This window comes from Candidatus Propionivibrio aalborgensis, from assembly GCF_900089945.1.
GTDB lineage: Bacteria > Pseudomonadota > Gammaproteobacteria > Burkholderiales > Rhodocyclaceae > Propionivibrio > Propionivibrio aalborgensis.
The window spans coordinates 1-3,009 of sequence record NZ_FLQY01000093.1 but is presented as its reverse complement, the minus strand read 5'-3'; the positions used below and the strand labels follow the sequence as shown (position 1 = coordinate 3,009).

General features: G+C 56.2%; 4 protein-coding genes. All 4 read right to left on the bottom strand.

Going from position 1 to position 3,009, the window contains the following annotated elements:
• Positions 1 to 486, bottom strand: a 486-nt coding sequence (locus PROAA_RS05825; RefSeq protein WP_186410438.1) for a DUF502 domain-containing protein, incomplete at its 3' end; no start/stop codon positions are given.
• Positions 471 to 761 (bottom strand): FmdB family zinc ribbon protein, encoded by a 291-nt coding sequence (locus tag PROAA_RS05820; protein WP_186410437.1) that lies wholly within the window; start codon positions 759 to 761, stop codon positions 471 to 473. The genes PROAA_RS05820 and PROAA_RS05825, both read right to left, overlap by 16 nt.
• 109 nt (positions 762 to 870) lie before the next feature.
• Positions 871 to 1,734 carry a prepilin peptidase gene (locus PROAA_RS05815; protein ID WP_425393998.1) on the bottom strand — a complete coding sequence of 288 codons (864 nt, stop codon included), beginning with the start codon at positions 1,732 to 1,734 and terminating at the stop codon, positions 871 to 873.
• Entirely contained in the window at positions 1,734 to 2,966 is a 1,233-nt protein-coding gene (locus PROAA_RS05810; protein ID WP_186410436.1) for a type II secretion system F family protein, read from the bottom strand. Before PROAA_RS05810 ends, PROAA_RS05815 begins: the two co-directional genes overlap by 1 nt.
• Positions 2,967 to 3,009: the final 43 nt, after the last annotated feature.

Genomic DNA, 3,009 nt, shown 5'->3' with positions numbered 1-3,009 from the left:
CGGTGTGGTCGGCACGTAAACACTGACGTAGTCGCCCTTGAGATGATTGAGGACATCGCCACCTGGCTTGCCCGTGAGAAAGGCGATCGTCCAAGAACCCGCGCGAGGGTACTGGACCAGTAGCGCTTTGCGGAAAGCGTTGCCGGATGAGGAGAAGAGGGTGTCGGAAACCTGCTTGACGCTGTGGTAGATTGAATTGACCACCGGAATACGCGCCAGGAGTTTCTCCCACCAGATAACCAGTCTCTGACCAATGAAATTGGTGGCGAGCAGGCCGGTTAGAAGGATGATGACCAATGTCAGGATGACGCCGGCACCGGGGATGTTGAAGCCGAACAAGGTTTGGGGGTGAATGGCCCTGGGCAGCAGGAGCAGCGACTGGTCCATGCTGTTGACGATCAACGACAGTACCCAGGCGGTGATCGCCAAGGGTACCCAGATCAGCAGGCCGGTCAGGAAATAGCGCTTGATCAGCTGCCTGCGCATGGGCCTGCGCTCGCACAGGTTCCAGTGCCACCCGCGCAGGGCGGGGTGCTATCTGTCGCTTTCGGCTGTGCGGCAGCAGGGGAGGGCGGCGGCCCCCCCTTGAAGTCGGTGGCATACCAGCCATTGCCTTTCAACTGGAAGCCTGCGGCGGTAACTTGCTTGACGTACGATGCCACGCCGCACTCAGGGCAGATGCATAGCACCGGGTCGCTGAGCTTCTGCAAATGATCCTTTTGGAAACCGCAGGAGCCGCAACGATACGAGTAGATTGGCATGGATGACCTCTAAGAAACACTCGAAAAGCGCGAATTATACCCGAACGAGCAAGTCTGTCGTGGGTCTCAATGCCAATGAAATTGGGGTGAATGGTGTATTTTCAAGTGCCTACATCAAGCGCAGATAGCTCTGCGTGAGTTCCTTGCCCCAGAAGAAAGCGAGCAATCCGGCAGCCGCCAGGTAGGGGCCGAAGGGAATGGGCACTTGACGACCACGTTTGGCCAACAGGATCAGGCCGATGCCGACGACGGCGCCAACCAGAGAGGAGAGCAATATGGTCAGCGGCAGCATTTGCCAGCCCAGCCAGGCGCCAAGCGCGGCGAGAAGCTTGAAATCACCGTAGCCCATGCCTTCCTTGCCCGTGGCGAGTTTGAATCCCCAATAGACAACCCATAAGGAGAGATAACCGCCCATTGCGCCGGTCACCGCCGATGGGAGATCGGTAAATGTGCCGAACAGATTGAACAGCAGGCCGAGCCAGAGCAGCGGCAGTGTGATCGAATCGGGCAACAATTGCGTGTCAACGTCGATGAACGTCAGTGCAATCAAGCACCAGATCAGGATCATGGCTCCCGCGGCCGACCATCCGAAGCCGAAATGCAAGGCCGCAAAGGCGCTAAACAGACCGCTCAGGGCCTCGACGACGGGGTAGCGAGGCGAGATCGGCGTATGGCAAGCTGAACATTTGCCGCGCAGAGCCAGCCAACTGAACACCGGGATGTTCTCCAGTGCGGTGATCGAATGCCCACATTGAGGGCAGCGTGAGCGCGGCCGGGCAAGAGTCAGATGCTCGCAATCAGGAAGTGCAACCCCGTTCAGTTCTGCGCACTGGTTGCGCCAATCGTTGTCCATCATCTTTGGCAGACGATGGACAACAACATTGAGGAAGCTGCCGACCATCAGGCCGATAACACCAGAGAAGAGGGTAAATGCAGTCGTGTCCAGGAATATGGCCTGCCAGCCCTGCATCATCAGACGACAGCGCCCAGCTTGAAGATGGGCAGGTACATGGCGATGACCATGCCGCCAATTAGTGTTCCAAGAACAACCATGATAATCGGTTCCATGAGGCTGGAGAGGGCGTCCACAGCGTCATCGACCTCTGCTTCAAAGAAGTCAGCCACCTTGCCAAGCATGGAATCCAGCGCGCCGGATTCTTCGCCAATGGCCACCATCTGATTGACCATGTTGGGAAACAGCTGGCTGTTCTGCATCGCCGTGGTCAGACTGGTACCGGTGCTGACCTCGCCTTGTATCTGTTTAGTTGCGATCTTGTAGACGATGTTTCCGGCAGCACCGCCAACTGAGTCGAGTGATTCGACCAGCGGAACACCGGCGGCGAACATGGTGGACAGGGTGCGCGTCCAGCGGGCAATTACCGATTTGCGAACGAGACTACCAAAAACCGGAATTCGGAGAAGCAGCCGGTCCATGATGAACTGTAGTTTTTCCGAGCGCTTCCAGACGTAAAAGAAGGCGAAAATTCCGCCGCCGGTAGCGCCAAAAATGAGCCACCAATACGCTACAAAAAAGTCTGAAATAGCCATCACCAACAGGGTCGGTGCCGGAAGGTCGGCACCAAAACTCGTGAAAACTTCCTTGAAAGCAGGGATGACGAAAATCATGATCACTGCGGTAATGATGAAGGCCACGATGATGATTGACACCGGGTAAAAAAGCGCGGACTTGATTTTTGACTTGATGGCGATCATTTTTTCCTTGTACGTCGCCAGCCGCTCAAGCAATGTCTCCAAAATACCCGCCTGTTCGCCTGCTGCGATCAGGTTGCAGTAGAGTTGGTCAAAGTGGAGAGGAAACTTCCGGAAGGCTTGTGAAAGCGAACTCCCGGTTTCCACGTCGGATTTGATGTCGAGCAGAAGTTTGCCAACCGCGGGGTTGTCATGGCCACGTCCGACGATGTCGAACGTCTGCAATAGCGGAACGCCAGCTTTCATCATGGTTGCCAGCTGCCGGGTGAACAGCGCAACGTCTTTCTCGGTGACCTGCCCGCCGCGCCTGAACCCCTGTTTCGAAACCTTGGTGACCAGAACTCCCTGACGCCGAAGCGTGGCATTGACAACGGCTTCACTTGTCGCGCGCTGTTCGCCGCGAATGATCTTTCCAGCCTTGTTTTTTCCGACCCAGATATAAGTGAACTCCTTGACTTGCTGGGTACGCTTTGTTGTGCTCGTTGCGGTCGCCATGCTGTCCCCTTTCGTTATTCTTTAAGCGTTGGTGCTTCCCAGA